16 protein-coding genes and 2 riboswitches are annotated in these 13603 nt (G+C 40.6%); of the genes, 15 read left to right on the forward strand and 1 reads right to left on the reverse strand.

The window, feature by feature from the left end:
* Positions 1–17: 17 nt before the first annotated feature.
* From ACTWPX_RS11750 to ACTWPX_RS11775, 6 genes are all read left to right on the forward strand, one after another.
* Positions 18–1193 carry an acetyl-CoA C-acetyltransferase gene (locus ACTWPX_RS11750; RefSeq protein WP_443119927.1) on the forward strand — a complete coding sequence of 392 codons (1176 nt, stop codon included), beginning with the start codon at positions 18–20 and terminating at the stop codon, positions 1191–1193.
* 17 nt (positions 1194–1210) lie between these two features.
* On the forward strand, positions 1211–2992 hold the full coding sequence (locus ACTWPX_RS11755; protein WP_443119928.1) for an acyl-CoA dehydrogenase family protein: 1782 nt from the start codon (positions 1211–1213) through the stop codon (positions 2990–2992).
* A 228-nt stretch (positions 2993–3220) separates the two neighbouring features.
* Positions 3221–3580 carry an arsenate reductase family protein gene (locus ACTWPX_RS11760; protein WP_443119929.1) on the forward strand — a complete coding sequence of 120 codons (360 nt, stop codon included), beginning with the start codon at positions 3221–3223 and terminating at the stop codon, positions 3578–3580.
* 83 nt (positions 3581–3663) lie between these two features.
* Positions 3664–4047: a glycine cleavage system protein GcvH gene (gene gcvH, locus ACTWPX_RS11765; RefSeq protein ID WP_443119930.1), complete on the forward strand. Its 384-nt coding sequence runs from the start codon at positions 3664–3666 to the stop codon at positions 4045–4047.
* A 135-nt stretch (positions 4048–4182) separates the two neighbouring features.
* On the forward strand, positions 4183–4530 hold the full coding sequence (locus tag ACTWPX_RS11770) for a toprim domain-containing protein (RefSeq protein WP_128526090.1): 348 nt from the start codon (positions 4183–4185) through the stop codon (positions 4528–4530).
* Between the two features lie 10 nt (positions 4531–4540).
* Positions 4541–4852 (forward strand): thioredoxin family protein, encoded by a 312-nt coding sequence (locus ACTWPX_RS11775; RefSeq protein ID WP_443119931.1) that lies wholly within the window; start codon positions 4541–4543, stop codon positions 4850–4852.
* A 320-nt stretch (positions 4853–5172) separates the two neighbouring features.
* Here ACTWPX_RS11775 and ACTWPX_RS11780 read toward each other — a convergent pair whose 3' ends face one another.
* Complete coding sequence (locus ACTWPX_RS11780) at positions 5173–5592, reverse strand: TlpA family protein disulfide reductase (protein ID WP_443119932.1); 420 nt, start codon at positions 5590–5592, stop codon at positions 5173–5175.
* Positions 5593–5681: 89 nt separating this feature from the next.
* Positions 5682–5787, forward strand: a riboswitch (SAM riboswitch).
* Between the two features lie 230 nt (positions 5788–6017).
* Positions 6018–6129: riboswitch (SAM riboswitch) on the forward strand.
* Between the two features lie 79 nt (positions 6130–6208).
* Between ACTWPX_RS11780 and ACTWPX_RS11785 the strand changes: the two genes are divergently transcribed.
* From ACTWPX_RS11785 to sufU, 9 genes are all read left to right on the forward strand, one after another.
* On the forward strand, positions 6209–7234 hold the full coding sequence (locus ACTWPX_RS11785) for a methionine ABC transporter ATP-binding protein (protein WP_443119933.1): 1026 nt from the start codon (positions 6209–6211) through the stop codon (positions 7232–7234).
* Positions 7227–7895: a methionine ABC transporter permease gene (locus ACTWPX_RS11790; protein ID WP_281976015.1), complete on the forward strand. Its 669-nt coding sequence runs from the start codon at positions 7227–7229 to the stop codon at positions 7893–7895. Before ACTWPX_RS11785 ends, ACTWPX_RS11790 begins: the two co-directional genes overlap by 8 nt.
* Positions 7896–7925: 30 nt before the next feature.
* On the forward strand, positions 7926–8783 hold the full coding sequence (locus ACTWPX_RS11795; protein WP_443119934.1) for a MetQ/NlpA family ABC transporter substrate-binding protein: 858 nt from the start codon (positions 7926–7928) through the stop codon (positions 8781–8783).
* A 66-nt stretch (positions 8784–8849) separates the two neighbouring features.
* Complete coding sequence (locus ACTWPX_RS11800; protein ID WP_443119935.1) at positions 8850–9215, forward strand: carboxymuconolactone decarboxylase family protein; 366 nt, start codon at positions 8850–8852, stop codon at positions 9213–9215.
* A 226-nt stretch (positions 9216–9441) separates the two neighbouring features.
* Positions 9442–9582, forward strand: coding sequence for a hypothetical protein (locus ACTWPX_RS11805; protein ID WP_281976018.1), 141 nt, complete (start codon positions 9442–9444; stop codon positions 9580–9582).
* Between the two features lie 235 nt (positions 9583–9817).
* Positions 9818–10603: a Fe-S cluster assembly ATPase SufC gene (gene sufC, locus ACTWPX_RS11810; protein WP_443119936.1), complete on the forward strand. Its 786-nt coding sequence runs from the start codon at positions 9818–9820 to the stop codon at positions 10601–10603.
* A 19-nt stretch (positions 10604–10622) separates the two neighbouring features.
* A complete protein-coding gene (sufD, locus tag ACTWPX_RS11815) occupies positions 10623–11930 on the forward strand; it encodes a Fe-S cluster assembly protein SufD (protein WP_128526097.1) in 1308 nt (435 codons plus the stop codon).
* A complete protein-coding gene (locus ACTWPX_RS11820) occupies positions 11930–13150 on the forward strand; it encodes a cysteine desulfurase (RefSeq protein WP_443119937.1) in 1221 nt (406 codons plus the stop codon). Before sufD ends, ACTWPX_RS11820 begins: the two co-directional genes overlap by 1 nt.
* Positions 13140–13586, forward strand: coding sequence for a Fe-S cluster assembly sulfur transfer protein SufU (sufU, locus tag ACTWPX_RS11825; protein ID WP_128526099.1), 447 nt, complete (start codon positions 13140–13142; stop codon positions 13584–13586). Before ACTWPX_RS11820 ends, sufU begins: the two co-directional genes overlap by 11 nt.
* Positions 13587–13603 lie beyond the last annotated feature (17 nt).

The raw sequence follows: 13603 nt of genomic DNA on the forward strand, positions 1-13603 counted from the left end.
GAAGAGGGGGAAGCAACGTGAAAGAAGCAGTCATTGTATCAGGTGCACGGACCCCTGTGGGTAGAGCGAAGAAAGGTTCGCTTGCCCACACGCGTCCAGATGATTTAGCTGCACTTACTATAAAAGAAACATTAAAACGTGCCAATCAATATGAAGGAAACATAGATGATGTGATTATTGGTTGCGCCATGCCAGAAGCCGAACAAGGAATGAACATGGCCAGAAATATCGCCGGTCTTGCAGGGCTTCATCACAAAGTGCCTGCGATTACCATAAACAGGTACTGTTCCTCAGGGTTACAAAGTATCGCATATGCTGCTGAGAAAATCATGTTAGGTCATAGTGATACAGCTATCGCGGGCGGGGCCGAGTCCATGAGTCTAATTCCGATGGGTGGCCATGTGATCAAACCCAATGTGCAGTTAGTAGAACAGGCACCAGAGTATTACATGTCAATGGGGCACACAGCAGAGGAAGTAGCCAAACGATTCGACATATCAAGAGAAGATCAAGATGCTTTTGCTGTCCAAAGTCATGTAAGAGCAGCCAAAGCGATTAAGGAAGGGAAATTCAAAGATGAAATCGTCCCTGTAGAGGTCATGAATCGACATTTAGATGCTGACCTCAAAGTGAATGAAAAAACTTCCACATTTTCTATGGACGAAGGTGTACGACCTAGTACCACGAGAGATGTGCTAGGTAAATTAAAGCCTGCTTTCTCAACGACAGGAACGGTCACAGCGGGTAATTCCTCTCAAATGAGTGATGGGGCGGCTTCCGTTTTAGTCATGGAGCGTGAAAAAGCGGAAGAAGAAGGACTGACACCACTTGTGAAATTCCGTTCTTTTGCAGTGGCAGGAGTTGAACCCGAGATCATGGGAGTCGGTCCGATTGAAGCAGTTCCGAAAGCTCTCCGACTAGCTGGTTTGTCTTTATCAGACATTGGATTGTTTGAATTGAACGAAGCTTTCGCATCCCAATCCTTACGGGTGATCAGAGAGCTTGGTTTAAATCCTGAAAAAGTCAATGTAAATGGTGGAGCAATTGCTCTGGGTCATCCTCTTGGATGCACAGGGACTAAATTGACATTAAGCTTGATTCATGAAATGAAGAGAAGGAATGAGCAATTTGGTGTTGTGACAATGTGTATTGGTGGCGGTATGGGAGCTGCTGGAGTATTTGAACTAATATGAATGGGGAGGAAAACATTATGAGTGATACAAAAGAAATGATCAAAGGTGGAGGGTTCATCGTTGAGGATTTAGCTGCAGAAGATGTCATAACACCGGAAGATTTCACAGACGAACATTTGATGATTGCTAAAACAGCGGAAGACTTTGTTTTAGGAGAAGTTGTACCAAAGATTGATAACTTAGAAAGACATGAATTTGAACATTCCGTTGCATTATTGAAAAAGGCTGGTGATCTTGGACTGCTTGGAGCGGATGTACCTGAAGAATATGGTGGTTTGCAATTAGATAAAATCAGTTCATCTTTGATTACAGAAAAGTTTTCTCGTGCAGGGGGATTCTCGGTCACTCATGGCGCTCATGTAGGTATCGGGTCTTTGCCAATTGTATTCTTCGGTAATGATGCTCAAAAGAATAAATACCTCCCTGTATTAGCCACTGGAGAAAAAATAGCGGCCTATGCTCTAACCGAGCCGGGATCTGGATCAGATGCACTAGGGGCCAAGACCACTGCTAAACTTAATGATGCTGGTACTCATTATATTCTCAACGGAGAAAAGCAATGGATTACGAACTCCGCCTTTGCTGATGTGTTCGTCGTATACGCTAAAATAGATGGGGATAAATTCACAGCCTTCATTATTGAACGCGATTACCCTGGAGTTTCTACAGGTCCAGAAGAGAAGAAGATGGGAATCAAGAGCTCATCTACTCGAACATTGATCTTAGAAGATGCTGAAGTACCTGTAGAGAATGTGTTGGGAGAAATCGGTCGCGGCCATGTGATTGCGTTCAATATCCTGAATGTAGGACGATACAAACTTGCAATTGGAGGAGTCGGCGGATCCAAACGTGCTTTAGAACTTTCAGTGAAATATGCGAAAGAACGCAAGCAATTCAAAACCCCAATCGCTAGTTTCCCACTTATTCAGGAGAAGATCGGGTCTGTAGCCGCCAATACCTATGCAAATGAAAGTTCTGTGTATCGGACAGTCGGGTTATTTGAGCAGAGCATGGGTAAACTCTCAGATGAAGAGCTCAAGGATGGCGCTGCTGTAGCGAAAGTTATTGCTGAATATGCTATTGAGTGTTCTCTGAATAAAGTGTTCGGTACTGAGTTACTTGATTTTGCAGTGGATGAAGCGGTGCAAATCCATGGAGGCTATGGATTTATGGCTGAGTACGAAGTAGAGAGAATGTATCGGGATTCACGGATCAACAGAATCTTCGAAGGAACGAATGAAATCAACCGTATGATTGTACCAGGTACATTATTGAAGAAAGCTATGAAAGGAGAACTGCCTCTCCTTCAGAAAGCACAAGCACTACAGGAAGAAATTATGACCATGATGCCTGAAGAACCAGGAATTGAAGCATTAGAACAAGAGAAATACTTGTTGAAGAACGCGAAGAAGATCGGATTGCTTGCCGCAGGTCTGGCTGCACAGAAATATGGTGAAAAACTTGAGAATGAACAAGAATTGCTCGTTAATATCGCTGATATCGTAGGGGAAATTTACAATATGGAATCAGCGATTCTCCGTACCGAAAAAGCCATCAACAAAAATGGCGAAGAAAAAAATAATCAAAAACTTCTCTATACACAGGTATATGTCCAAGAAGCGTTCAATCGCATAGAAGGTCATGCGAAAGAGACACTAATCGCTGCTGAATCTGGTGATTCTCTTCGGATGATGCTGGGTGCATTACGCAAGTTGACACGGCATACACCGATCAACGTGATTACTAAAAAACGTGCGATTGCTAAAACATTGATCAATGCAGAAAAGTATACGGTTTAAACCCTGAGCATTCAGAGCCCCCTTCTTCACTTTGTAAATGAAGTTAGGGGGCTTTGTCTGGGATTTTAAGCTTATTGATTTCCTTTGTTTCATGCATCCTGTCCGCATTTACCTGTCCCTTTAGGGAAATTACACATTTGTTCTTATATTAGATTCATACATTTTCATGAAATTCCCGGCTTCAGTATGATAAAATATAAAACAACAAGTTGGAAGGAGGATGGTTGAATGTCTGTAACCTTCTATTGGTATCCGAGTTGTGGTACTTGTAAAAAGGCGAAGAAGTGGTTTGATGAAGCAGAGATTGACTACGAATCAGTACATATCGTTAATGATCCACCTTCTGAAGAACAGTTGAAAGATTACGTAAATATGAGTGGCAAACCAGTGAAGAAATTCTTTAATACGAGTGGCAAGAAGTATAGAGAACTGAATATGAAGGAAAAGATAAAACAAGCGAGTGAAGAAGATATGATCAAATGGCTCGCTTCTGATGGAATGCTGATCAAACGTCCAATTGTAACAGATGGTGAATATGTGACTGTTGGATTCAACCAGGAAGAATTCGAAAAAAATTGGGCGAAGTGAGCAGAACGTTGGAAATAAAAGCTTTTTGCTTTTATGTTTATAATTGCTGTTAAACTATAATTATTATTGTGGAGGTTTTCTTAATGAGCTTACCAAAAGACTTGCTTTACTCTGAAGAACATGAATGGGTGAAAGAAGAAGGAGAAAAAGTCCGTATTGGAATTACTGAGTTCGCTCAGTCTGAACTCGGAGACATCGTATTTGTAGAGCTGCCGGAAGTCGGCGAAGAATTAGAAGCAGACGAACCATTCGGAAGTGTAGAATCAGTGAAAACTGTGTCTGAATTGTACGCACCTCTCAGCGGGAAAGTTGTAGAAATTAACGAAGAATTAGAAGATAGTCCGGAGTTTGTCAACGAGTCTCCGTATGATAAAGCTTGGATGGTGGTTGTTGAACCAAGCAATTCATCTGAGAAAGAAGAATTGATGTCTCCAGAAGAATATAAAGAAATGATAAATGAAGATTAATTCTTATTAAATTTACAAGCAATTGTACAGACAGGGCTACATATGCTTCCTTGTCTGACATGATCGCGTTTGATCTTATCATGTTCAGACCATGCCCCTTTGGCATGGTCTGTTTCTATATAGAAGGTGATGAAGATGGATGGAGAACGTATTGTCATTGTAGAAGGTATCACAGACAAGAAGAAGCTGAAAAAGGTGCTGGATGAAGAAGTTGAAATCATTTGTACTCATGGGACCTTAGGAATAGAGCGCATGGAAGAAATGATTCTCGATTTTAATTTGGATGAACGCTCTGTCTATATTTTAGTTGATGAAGACGATTCAGGCTATAAGTTGCGTAAGCAATTAACTGAAGAGCTCCCCCACGCAGAACATATTTATATTGACAAAGCTTTTCGTGAAGTGGCGGCGACCCCTGAGCCCGAGATAGCTAGAGCTTTGCTGAGCAGGCATTTCAATGTAAAACCGATTTATCTAATTTAGGAGGACTCCTGTGCAAGAACTTGTACCTAATGAAACCGTAGAAATGATTCGTGCTGATAGAATAACACTCACTTTTGTACAAAGCCCTTTTTGCGGTACCTGTCACTTGGCGAAAAAAATGCTTTCCACATTGGAAGCTTTGTATGAAAAAGATATTTTCCAAGAAATGAACGCTTCTCTTCACCCATCACTGATGGAGCACTTTAAGATTAAAAGTGTTCCCTGCCTTTTGGTGACCAGAGAAGGAAAAGTGATTGAAAAAATTTATGCATTTCATTCTGTTCCATTTATGAGGGACAAAATATCTAACTATGTAGAATAAGTTAATAATTACCCGGGAAATGACGAAGGGCTCCTCCTCTTGCGAAATTACGAATTGGGAGGAGTTTTATGTTGGTGACTTTTAAAGAAGAAGACATTGTAAGTCGAAGTGCTGGTTTGATATTTTGATTCAAGTCAAAGTACTCGAGTTATTTCCAGTGGTGTTATGTATGATTTTCCTGCACTGCCCCCATAAAGGGAAGTCCTGACAAGGGAGTAAAAGAAAAGGAGTCGGATGACAATGCATTGAACTCTCCCTTGCCACGACCTTATATGAAAAGTAATCCATAGTAATGTGTTAGGGGGTGTTGCTGATGTTATCTAAATTAGGGCACCGAGAGATTCTACAACATCCAAAAAGGATGCTTGATCGCCAAAGCGGTCATGAATGTTTCCTTGTTGATCGATGATGATCGTCGTCGGAACGCCCTGGCAAGCATACAAGTCATATGTCATACGTCCCTCATCAACGAGAGTCGGTTGATTTAAAAACTTTTCAGCGAATTCAACGCCTTCTTTTACATCCCGTTCCCTTCCTGAAACATTTATAGTTACCATCTTCACTTTTTCGTGATCCACAGTACTGTAAAGCTGTTCTTTCTTGGGAAGGTCTTTTCCACAATCAGGACACCAAGAGGTCCAAAAGGTCAGGACGATAACTTTCTCTATGTCATCCTCCAGGTTATAAGTTGATTCTCCAGTAATATAAGGGAGTTCAAAATGAGGGGCTTGTTCTTTCATAATCATTCTCCTTGTATAAGATGAAATTAACGTTTGACGTTATTCTCAACCCCATGCTAACATATATTATAATTTCATAACGACATCTTCACTTATCCAGAGTGGCGGAGGGACTGGCCCGACGATGCCCAGCAACCGGCAAAATAATGCACGGTGCTAATTCCAGCAAAGTCATCAGACTTTGACAGATGAGAAGAGACAGACAGGGAATCTCTTCTATTTTGAAGGGGTTTTTTTAGTTTCAGTTGATAGAGGATATCATTGCGGTCGTTTGTTAAAGGATACTTTGACACTCATTCATCCAAATAATTTTGAAATTTGTCGAAATACCACGGGTTATAGTTGACACAAAATTCCCACAGTGCTAGAATCCATCTTGTGATGCTAAAGTGAGTTAAAGTAATAATAAGTTAATATGCTAAAATCTCTTATCTAGAGTGGCGGAGGGACTGGCCCTGTGATGCCCGGCAACCGGCAAGTGAAAACTTGGTAAGGTGCCAATTCCTGCAAAGTTGAAATTCCTTTGGCAGATGAGAGAACAGATATTAAGACGACACAAAAACGCCTTTCTGTTCTCATAACAGTAAGGCGTTTTTTTGAAATGGAGGGAGACACCATGATTTCAATCGAAGGCTTATCGAAAATCTTCCATACGAAAGACCAAGAAGTTAGAGCGGTGGATGATTTAAGTCTAAATATAGGCAAAGGAGAAATTTATGGAGTAATAGGTTACAGTGGTGCTGGTAAAAGTACCTTCATTCGACTTTTGAACCGTTTGGAGGACCCCACTGAAGGAAGTATTACTATGGATGATCAAAATTTGACAGCTTTAAGTAAAGGGAAGCTTAGAGTCGCCAGGCAAGAAATAGGGATGATTTTTCAGCATTTCAACCTTTTATGGTCACGAACGGTCTATGATAATATATCCTTCCCTTTAGAAATTGCAGGGGTATCCAAAGGAGACCGCCAAAAAAGGGTTAATGAATTGATTGAACTTGTAGGGCTGAGTGGGCGCGGCAATTCATACCCTTCACAATTGAGTGGAGGACAAAAGCAAAGGGTTGGAATCGCCAGAGCTTTGGCTAATAATCCAAAAGTGCTGCTTTGTGACGAAGCTACTTCTGCCTTGGATCCCGAGACTACAGATTCAATTTTAGACTTACTTGTCGATATCAATGAAAAATTAAGCTTGACGATTGTTCTCATTACTCATGAAATGCATGTCATCCGCAAAATTTGTCACCAAGTAGCTGTCATGGAACAGGGGAAAATCGTTGAGCAAGGTGATGTACTAGATGTATTTTTACATCCAGAAAAAAAAGTCACTAAAAGATTCGTGGACCAAGTAATGGGGGATCCGGAAAAAGAAACTTCCATGCAGTTGATCAAAGATAATTATCGAACTGGTGAAATCATTAAGCTTCACTTTGTTGGTGAGAGTACTAACCAAGCTTTAATCAGTGATATATCAAGAAAATTCGAGTTAGATGTAAATATCCTTCATGGGAAAATCACTCAAACCCAAAAAGGGGCGTACGGAACAATGTTCGTCCAGTTTGACGGGGAACAGAGTGAAATTGAGAGAGCAATAGAGTATATTGAATCGACCTCTGTAGAAGTGGAGGTGAATCCTCATGTTTAATCAGTTATTTCCGAACGTAAGAATGGAAGACATGATAACAGCTACAAATGAAACCATTTATATGACACTGATTTCTGTTGCTGGAACGTTCGTTATTGGATTATTACTAGGTTTATTACTTTATTTATCTGGTCCAGGGGGGCTCTGGCAGAATAAAATGCTGAACTGGGTCACAGCATCGCTTGTTAACATATTTCGTGCCATTCCATTTATTATTCTGATTTTGCTATTATTCCCGTTTACGGATTTCTTAATGGGTACGATTCGAGGACCTAAAGCCGCTTTGCCAGCTTTAATCATAGGAGGAGCGCCATTTTATGCACGTCTGGTAGAAATTGCATTGAAAGAAGTGGATAAAGGTGTTGTAGAAGCAGCCAAATCAATGGGGGCTAAATACTCAACAATCGTTTTCAAAGTACTGCTGCCGGAATCAAAGCCAGCACTAATCTCCGGGATTACTGTCACGGCCATTGCATTGATTGGTTATACCGCTGTAGCAGGCGCGATCGGAGCTGGTGGTTTAGGTGACTTTGCTTATTTCTATGGATTCCAGCGTAGTAACTGGGATGTAGTGTTTATGTGTACTGTCATCATCATTATCATTGTTTTTATTTTCCAATTCATCGGGGACTTAGCAACCCGTAAATTGGATAAAAGATAAAAAATATATATTAAAGGGAGAGTTTATAAAATGAAAAATATTTGGACAGGCGCACTTGCCTTATTATTTGTACTTGTACTTACTGCTTGTGGTTCTTCTGAAGATAATACTTCAGGTTCTGAAGAAGGAGGAAGTGAAGGAAGCTCTGAAATTAAAGTCGGGGCAACGAGTGTTCCTCATGCGGAGGTTTTGGAAGAGGCGAAACCACTTCTTGAAGAAAAAGGCATTACATTAACGATTGAGGAGTATCAAGACTACATTTTACCTAATAAAGATTTGGCTGAAGGACGTATTGATGCTAACTATTTCCAAACCATTCCTTATTTAGAATTACAAGAAGAAGAGAATGATGGATTTGATTTCGTGAACCTTGGTGGGATTCATATTGAACCAATCGGAGTTTATTCTCAAAAATATGATAACCTGGAGGATGTAGAAGAAGGTACAACACTTGTTATGAGCCGTTCTGTTTCTACTCATGGCCGAGTTCTTTCCTTATTAGAAAAAGAAGGACTGATCAAATTGGATGAGAATGTTGAAAAAGTGGATGCTACGGTAGATGATATCGTTGAAAATCCTAAAAATATCGAATTTGATACGGGTGTTGATGCTGCAGGACTTCCAGAAGTTTATAAGCGTGAAGAAAATGTACTAGTTGCCATTAATACGAACTATGCTATAGAAGCAGACCTGTCACCAAAAGAAGATGCGATAATTCTAGAGGGTACGAATTCGCCTTATGTTAATGTGGTAGCAGCTCAAAGCAAAGATAAAGATAATGAAGCACTCAATCAATTGGTACAAGTCCTTCGCTCTGAAGAAATCCAAACCTTCATTAAAGAAGAGTATAATGGAGCCGTTGTACCTGTTTCTGGTGATGCAGAATAACGGATAAAATGAGTGACTGCTGTTGATACTAACGGCAGTCACTTTATTTTTTTAGGAGGTAAAAAGATGCAAGAGAAAAATATGACATGGACTCAGACATATTTACATGATTATAAAGAAGGTATAGGGGTATTCTCAGACCATATGCCGGAAGTGGCTCATAAATTCAGCCAATTCACAGAAGAGTGCTTTAAAGAGGGGGATGTCTCCCAAAAGCATAAGCAGTTGATGGCACTTGGGATCAGTATCGTTGCTCAAGATGAATATTGTATGATTTATCATACCAAAGGTTGTGTAGATCAAGGGGCGTCAGAAAAAGAAATCCTTGAAGCTTGTGGCGTAGCTGCTGCTTTTGGTGGAGGAGCAGCTCTCAGTCAAGCCGTTACCCTCGTCCAGGATGCATATATGGATTTAACAACTAGTATCAATTGATTGAATAATTTGAATATTAAAGAAAAAAAGATGTATTCTTTAAACAGAAAAGAATTAAACGCTTACATCGCACCAAACGACAGTTGAGGGTCTTATTTGGACTTTCACGGTGTTTTGTCTAACGTATAATGCTGTGATATTCTAAATTATGTAAATAATCTGAAAGGATTGATTCGTTATTAGTGACGATCTGCAATTGAATTACACTGCTGATATGGAGAAAGCCATGCACCAAGCGCATAACATGAGTTATGCGGAGTACAGCAGAAAGTTGGATACGCGATTAGAAGTAGAAGAAAAGCGCCAACGTGAATTCGAAGAGAGTCAGAAAATGATTGCCCAGGTCGACCGTCAATTGCATAGATAATTTATTTTGATTGAATCAGGTGTCTTTAGCCACCTGATTTTTTCATGTTATAATAAGGATGAGTAATGAAAATATTGGTGATTTGTGAAACTGGTTTCTTCTATTCATATTAGTAGGAAAAAGTTGATAACAAATACTAAATGATATAAGATTGTAATGAGAATAAATTGAGAATGGTTCTTTGATCCCTATCAACCAGGACATTCGATAATAATAGATACTGGAGGTATACATTATGTCAGGATCAACTTTAGAAATTAAAGATCTTCATGTAGAAATTGAAGGTCAAGAAATCCTTAAAGGTGTTAATTTAACAATCAACGGTGGTGAATTCCACGCTGTTATGGGACCCAACGGAACAGGGAAATCCACCTTGGCTTCTGCAATTATGGGACATCCTAAATATGAAGTGACAAAAGGTGAAGTATTGCTTGATGGCGAGAACGTTCTTGAAATGGAAGTAGACGAACGTGCGCAGGCTGGTCTATTTCTTGCAATGCAGTATCCAAGTGAAATCAGTGGAGTGACAAATTCTGACTTCTTACGTTCATCTATCAACGCGCATCGGGAAGAAGGCGATGAGATTTCATTGATGAAGTTCATTAAAGAAATGGACGCAAAAATGGATACACTTGATATGGATAAAAACATGGCCCAGCGTTACTTGAACGAAGGTTTCTCCGGCGGTGAGAAAAAACGAAATGAAATCCTTCAATTAATGATGATTCAACCAGCGATCGCAATTCTTGATGAGATCGATTCTGGTCTTGACATCGACGCTTTGAAAGTTGTAGCACAAGGTATCAACGAAATGCGCAACGAAAATTTTGGTTGCTTGATCATTACCCACTATCAGCGTTTGCTGAACTATATCACTCCAGATAAAGTTCACGTTATGATGCAAGGTCGCGTAGTGAAATCCGGTGGTCCAGAACTTTCTCGCCGCCTGGAAGAAGAAGGGTACGAGTGGATTAAACAAGAACTTGGCATCGAAGATGAAACAATCGGCCAAAAAGCGTAATCAAGATAGGAGGGTAATCATGACAGTAGAAGTCTCACTACCATACGATAAAGAGTATGTCACACAATTCTCCCAGGGCTTACAAGAGCCGGAATGGATGAAAAACCTTCGTCTTAGCGCCTTGGAGAAATCTGAATCTCTTCCATTACCAAAACCAGATAAAACGAATATCTCGAAATGGAACTTCACTGAATTCGATCATCACGTTTCCAGTGATCCGATAGATTCTCTGGATGATCTTCCTGTAGAGATTAAAAACTTCTTAGATGAAGAAAAAGAACAACAAAACCTTGTTATTCAACGGAATCATACAGTTGCATATGGAACAATTGATCAAAAACTCAAGGATCAAGGTGTTATTTTCACTGACATCTCTACTGCACTCCAAGAGCACAGTGACTTGGTTGAAAAATATTATATGAATGATGCTGTGCATGTAGATGAGCACCGTTTAACAGCTCTTCATGCTGCACTGATGAATGGCGGTATTTTCTTGTATGTTCCTAAGGGCGTACAAATTGAAGACCCTATTCAAGCGATTTTTTGGCAGGAAGATCCTAAAGCTTCTCTGATCAACCACATTCTGGTTGTAGCTGAAGAAAATAGCTCCGTAACGTATGTAGAAAATTATATATCTCATAATAAAGAAGAAAAAACATCAGCAAATATCGTTACAGAAGTCATTGCAAAAAATGGCGCAAAGGTATCGTTTGGCGCTGTTGACAATTTTGAAGCTGGCACGACGGTCTACACAAACCGCCGTGGTGTTGCCTATCGTGATGCAGTCATTGAATGGGCACTTGGACAAATGAACGAAGGAGATACCGTTTCTGAGAATATCACCCACCTTATCGGGGATAATTCACATTCAAATGCTAAGACCGTAGCGATTGGTCGTGGAAGTCAAAAGCAGAACTTCACAGCAAACATTACTCACTTCGGTAAAGGATCTGACGGTTATATTCTTCAGCACGGTGTTATGAAGGATAAATCATCTGCCATTTTCAACGGAATTGGTAAAATAGAACATGGTGCCAGCAAGTCGAATGCGGAGCAGGAATCCCGTGTCCTTATGCTCAGCAAAGATGCGCGCGGAGATGCCAACCCTATCCTGCTTATCGATGAAGATGACGTAACTGCTGGCCACGCAGCTTCTGTAGGACGTGTTGACCCTGTCCAATTATACTATCTGATGAGCCGCGGTATTTCCAAGTTTGAAGCTGAACGTTTAATCATTCATGGTTTCTTAGCCCCTGTTGTAAATCAATTACCAGTTGATGCTGTTAAACGCCAGTTGACACAAGTGATTGAAAGGAAAGTATATTAATGGATGTAAAAGCAGTACGCGACGAGTTTCCAATCCTGCACCAGGAAGTTAATGGACATCCGCTCGTGTATTTGGATTCATCAGCAACTTCTCAAAAGCCTGTTCGGGTGATTGAGAAGTTGGGTGAATACTACAGGGGGTACAATTCCAATGTGCACAGAGGTGTTCATACACTGGGGACTATAGCTACAGATGAATACGAAGGTGCACGTGAAAAGGTAAGACGTTTCATCAATGCTTCAAGTACGCAAGAAGTCATTTTCACCCGTGGTACAACTACCGCCATCAATACAGTGGCAGCTAGTTATGGCCGTGCTCACTTGAAGGAAGGCGATGAAGTTGTCATAACACCGATGGAACACCACAGTAACATCATTCCTTGGCAGCAAATCGTCAAAGAAACAGGAGCTACCTTGAAATATATTCCACTGCAGCCAGATGGCACAATCCTGCTTGAAGATGCAAAAGAAACAATCACTCCAAACACAAAAATTGTTGCCATCTCTCACGTTTCCAACGTTTTAGGAACGATAAATCCAGTTAAAGACATTGCAAGAATGGCACATGAACAAAATGCAGTCATACTTGCTGACGGTGCTCAAGGTGCTCCGCACATGGAAATTGATGTTCAACAGTTAGATGTTGATTTTTATGCATTTTCCGGTCATAAAATGTGTGGCCCTACTGGTATCGGGGTCCTATACGGAAAAAAAGCTCTATTGAATAATATGGAACCCGTAGAATTCGGTGGCGAGATGATTGATTTTGTGAATTGGTATGATTCTACGTGGAAAGAGCTGCCGTGGAAATTTGAAGGTGGGACTCCGATAATCGCAGGTGCTGTCGGTTTAGGGGCAGCGATAGACTTTTTAACTGATATAGGGATGGACAACATTAAAGATCATGAAGAAAAACTAGTAGCTTACGCGCAACAGCAAATGAGCAAAATCGATGGAATGACTATTTATGGTCCAGAACATCGAGCTGGTCTTGTTACCTTTAATCTTGCAGATGTCCATCCACATGATTTAGCTACGGTTTTAGATGCAGAGGGAATTGCTGTGCGGGCAGGTCACCACTGCGCTCAACCATTGATGCGTTGGTTGGAAGTATCTGCAACTGCAAGAGCAAGCTTCTATTTGTATAATACCGAAGACGAAATCGACCGACTTGTTGAAGGATTACAAACAACAAAGGAGTATTTTGGCGATGTCTTTTAATAACTTAGATACACTATATCGTCAAGTCATTATGGATCATTATAAAAACCCGCGAAACCGTGGTTCAATTGAAGGAGATCCCATGACTGTAGATATGAACAACCCTACATGTGGAGATCGTATACAACTTCAATTGTTAATAGATGATGGCATCGTAAAAGAAGCCAAGTTTGATGGTGAAGGCTGTTCCATCAGCCTTTCATCAGCTTCCATGATGACACAGGCCATCAAAGGAAAGCCAATTGATGAAGCTTTGAAAATGTCCGATCTTTTTTCAGATATCATGCAAGGGAAAGATGTTGACGAAGATAACCTTGATCTTGGAGATATCGAAGCCTTACAAGGGGTTTCAAAATTTCCTGCGCGGATCAAGTGTGCAACCCTCGCTTGGAAAGCGATGGAAAAAGGTGTCGATGAAGAGACGAAAGAGGATTAAGCTTTTGTCAATACCAA

Source organism: Halobacillus sp. H74 (assembly GCF_052246715.1).
Classification (GTDB): domain Bacteria; phylum Bacillota; class Bacilli; order Bacillales; family Halobacillaceae; genus Halobacillus; species Halobacillus litoralis_A.

What these genes read in the sequence shown, in the direction of transcription:
- ACTWPX_RS11770 (WP_128526090.1), top strand. Translation starts at nt 4,183, where the DNA reads ATGGATGGAGAACGTATTGTCATTGTAGAAGGTATCACAGACAAGAAG.
- sufC (WP_443119936.1), top strand. Translation starts at nt 9,818, where the DNA reads ATGTCAGGATCAACTTTAGAAATTAAAGATCTTCATGTAGAAATTGAA.
- ACTWPX_RS11800 (WP_443119935.1), top strand. Translation starts at nt 8,850, where the DNA reads ATGCAAGAGAAAAATATGACATGGACTCAGACATATTTACATGATTAT.
- sufU (WP_128526099.1), top strand. Translation starts at nt 13,140, where the DNA reads ATGTCTTTTAATAACTTAGATACACTATATCGTCAAGTCATTATGGAT.
- gcvH (WP_443119930.1), top strand. Translation starts at nt 3,664, where the DNA reads ATGAGCTTACCAAAAGACTTGCTTTACTCTGAAGAACATGAATGGGTG.
- ACTWPX_RS11785 (WP_443119933.1), top strand. Translation starts at nt 6,209, where the DNA reads ATGATTTCAATCGAAGGCTTATCGAAAATCTTCCATACGAAAGACCAA.
- ACTWPX_RS11790 (WP_281976015.1), top strand. Translation starts at nt 7,227, where the DNA reads ATGTTTAATCAGTTATTTCCGAACGTAAGAATGGAAGACATGATAACA.
- ACTWPX_RS11760 (WP_443119929.1), top strand. Translation starts at nt 3,221, where the DNA reads ATGTCTGTAACCTTCTATTGGTATCCGAGTTGTGGTACTTGTAAAAAG.
- sufD (WP_128526097.1), top strand. Translation starts at nt 10,623, where the DNA reads ATGACAGTAGAAGTCTCACTACCATACGATAAAGAGTATGTCACACAA.
- ACTWPX_RS11820 (WP_443119937.1), top strand. Translation starts at nt 11,930, where the DNA reads ATGGATGTAAAAGCAGTACGCGACGAGTTTCCAATCCTGCACCAGGAA.
- ACTWPX_RS11780 (WP_443119932.1), bottom strand. Translation starts at nt 5,592, where the DNA reads ATGAAAGAACAAGCCCCTCATTTTGAACTCCCTTATATTACTGGAGAA.
- ACTWPX_RS11755 (WP_443119928.1), top strand. Translation starts at nt 1,211, where the DNA reads ATGAGTGATACAAAAGAAATGATCAAAGGTGGAGGGTTCATCGTTGAG.
- ACTWPX_RS11805 (WP_281976018.1), top strand. Translation starts at nt 9,442, where the DNA reads ATGCACCAAGCGCATAACATGAGTTATGCGGAGTACAGCAGAAAGTTG.
- ACTWPX_RS11795 (WP_443119934.1), top strand. Translation starts at nt 7,926, where the DNA reads ATGAAAAATATTTGGACAGGCGCACTTGCCTTATTATTTGTACTTGTA.